This is a genomic window from Trebonia sp. (assembly GCF_049794275.1).
GTDB lineage: Bacteria > Actinomycetota > Actinomycetes > Streptosporangiales > Streptosporangiaceae > Trebonia.
The window spans coordinates 1-2,489 of the sequence record NZ_JBARCR010000631.1 but is presented as its reverse complement, the minus strand read 5'-3'; the positions used below and the strand labels follow the sequence as shown (position 1 = coordinate 2,489).

Sequence of the window (2,489 nt, the reverse complement as noted above, 5' to 3'; positions counted from 1 at the left end):
GAGCGTACCGCGGCGGCCGCGGCCCGGGTCCTGGACGCCGCCGCCGCCCGCGGCGCCCTGGTGCACCTGCAGCGCTCGGCGCTGGATCCGGACACGGTGGGCGTGCTGCAGGGCCGCAAGGAGTTGCTCCCGCGGCTGCGCGAAGAGGTAGCCAGCGGGGTCGGCATCGAAGTGCCCAGGCTCGCGGAGGAAAAACGGATCAGCTGGACCAACCTCGTGTTCGGCATCGGCTCGCTGATCGGTCTCTGGGCGATCATCGGCATCCTGTCCGGCGCCGGCAGCTCCCTGGAGGCCATCAAGGGCGCGAGCTGGGGATGGGTAGCGGTGACGTTCGTCCTCGCCCAGCTCCCGATGCTGCTGGGAGGCTTGGTCCTGATGGGCTCCGCGACCGGCGACCTGCCGTTCGGCCGGTGCGTCGCGCTGGAGACCTCCAATGCCTTTACCGCGCTGGTCGGCGGCGACGTCGCCGTCTTCGCGATCCGGGTCAGGTTTTTCCAGCGCCAGGGATACGAGCCGGCGGAGGCGGTGAGCGCCGGCGCCATCGCGACCACGGCATGGTGGGTTGTCAAGGCCCTGCTGTTCATCGTCGCCCTCCCGTTCGCCGCGGGGGACTTCAAGGCCGCGTCAGGTGAAAGCGGCGACCAGAAGATCGTCTGGATCGTCCTCCTGATCGTCCTCGCGGCGGGCGTCATCGCTGCGGTGATCACGCTGGTACCGCGGCTGCGGCGGCTGGCGAGCAGCCGGGTCCGCCCGTATCTGGTCAGCATATGGGCCAACCTCAAGACCATCGCCGTCGAGCCGCGCAAGATGACCTATGTGCTGGTCGGCACGACCGTGGCTCAGCTCCTGTCCACCCTGGCCCTCGGGGCGGCGCTGCACGCGGTCGGGGAGCAGGCGAGCATCGCGACGCTGCTCACGGTCAACACGCTGGCTGGCCTCATCGGCGGCGCCATCCCGGTCCCCGGCGGCGCGGGCGTCGTGGAAGCCGGCCTGATCGCCGGGCTCGTCAGCGCCGGCATACCCCAGGATCAGGCCGTCGCGGCGGTGCTCATCCAGCGGTTTTTCACGACCTACCTGCCCCCGGTCTGGGGCTGGCTGACCCTGGCCTGGATGCGCCGCCGCGAATACGTATGACCAGCAGTCGTAAAGCGCGACTTACAGGTCGCCGACGTCGCCGCGGTTGCCGCGGCGACGCAGGTACCGCTCGAACTCGCGGGCGATCGCGTCGCCGGACGCCTCGGGCAGGTCGGTGGCGTCCTTGGCTTCTTCGAGCGTGCGCACGTACTCGGCCACGTCGGAGTCCTGCTGGGCGAGCTCATCGACGCCGCGCTCCCAGGCACGTGCCTCCTCGGGCAGGTCGCCCTGGGGCAGCGATACGTCCAGGATGTCCTCGACGCTCCGCAGCAGCGCCAGCGTCACCTTCGGCGAGGGCGACTGCGCCACGTAGTGCGGGACCGAGGCCCACAGCGAGACCGTCTGGATGTCCGCGACGGCACAGCTGTACTGCAGCACGCCCACGATCCCTGACGAACCCTTGTAGTCGGACGCCTCGCCGCCGACCCCGCGCAGCAGCTGCGTGCTGGACCCGCTGACCGTCACCGGCACCGGCCGGGTGTGCGGCGAGTCGGCGAGCAGCGCGCCGGCCAGGATCAGCGCCTCTACGCCTAGCTCGGTGAAGCCGCTGATCAGCTCGTCGGTGAAGCCGCGCCAGCGCATGTTCGGCTCGACCCCGTGCACGAGCACGACGTCCCTGCTCAGCCCCGTGGCGGCGGTGCGCGCCAGGGACAGCCGGGTGGTCGGCCAGATCAGCCGCTCGGTCTTCCCGGCGACCACCTCGATCACGGGCCGGTTCACCTGGAAGTCGTAGAAGTCATCAGGGTCGATGGCGGCGATGGGGGTGGACTGCCACGCGATGCCCAGGTGGTTGACTACGCCGCTCGCGGCTTCCGCCGCGTCATTCCACCCCTCGAAAGCGGCGATTGCCACCGGATGCTCAAGCGGGCCGTCGACGTCGCTGAACTTGATGACTTCACCTCCTCCTGAATCACGACGGGCTCATGCCCCTGACTACAGCCTACGTCGCCCCATACCCCGGATACGTTACCTGTGGTAGCCACAGTTTCTAGGGCATACCTTTTGTGTCTGACCATAAGGGCGTCTACACTCAGGAAGCCTATGAGCGGGCGTGCGATCACACAAGTTACCGAACGGGCCGTCGCGCTGCGCGGGGCCCTCACCGAGCGGGTCGTCGTCGCGGACGGCGCGATGGGCACGATGCTGCAAGCCAGCGAGGCTACCCTCGCGGACTTCGGCGGTCACGAGGGCTGTAACGAGGTGCTCAACGTGACGCGCCCCGACATCGTGCGGGCGGTGCACGACGCGTACTTCGACGCGGGCGCCGACTGCGTCACGACGAACACGTTCGGGGCCAACCTGGGGAACCTGAGCGAGTACGACATCCCCGAGCGGATCGCCGAGCTGTCGGAGGC

Annotated in this window: 3 protein-coding genes; 2 read left to right on the top strand and 1 reads right to left on the bottom strand. The window is 69.3% G+C overall.

Going from position 1 to position 2,489, the window contains the following annotated elements; translation table 11 throughout:
• Nucleotides 1-1,134 (top strand): lysylphosphatidylglycerol synthase transmembrane domain-containing protein (locus WA805_RS16880; RefSeq protein WP_425242816.1); only part of this gene is annotated, 1,134 nt, incomplete at its 5' end.
• Between the two features lie 21 nt (nucleotides 1,135-1,155).
• On the opposite strand, the gene WA805_RS16875 is transcribed toward WA805_RS16880, so the two are convergent.
• Nucleotides 1,156-1,986: a PAC2 family protein gene (locus tag WA805_RS16875; RefSeq protein WP_422273740.1), complete on the bottom strand. Its 831-nt coding sequence runs from the start codon at nucleotides 1,984-1,986 to the stop codon at nucleotides 1,156-1,158.
• 189 nt (nucleotides 1,987-2,175) lie between these two features.
• Here WA805_RS16875 and WA805_RS16870 point away from each other — a divergent pair.
• Nucleotides 2,176-2,489 (top strand): homocysteine S-methyltransferase family protein (locus WA805_RS16870; protein WP_425242815.1); only part of this gene is annotated, 314 nt, incomplete at its 3' end.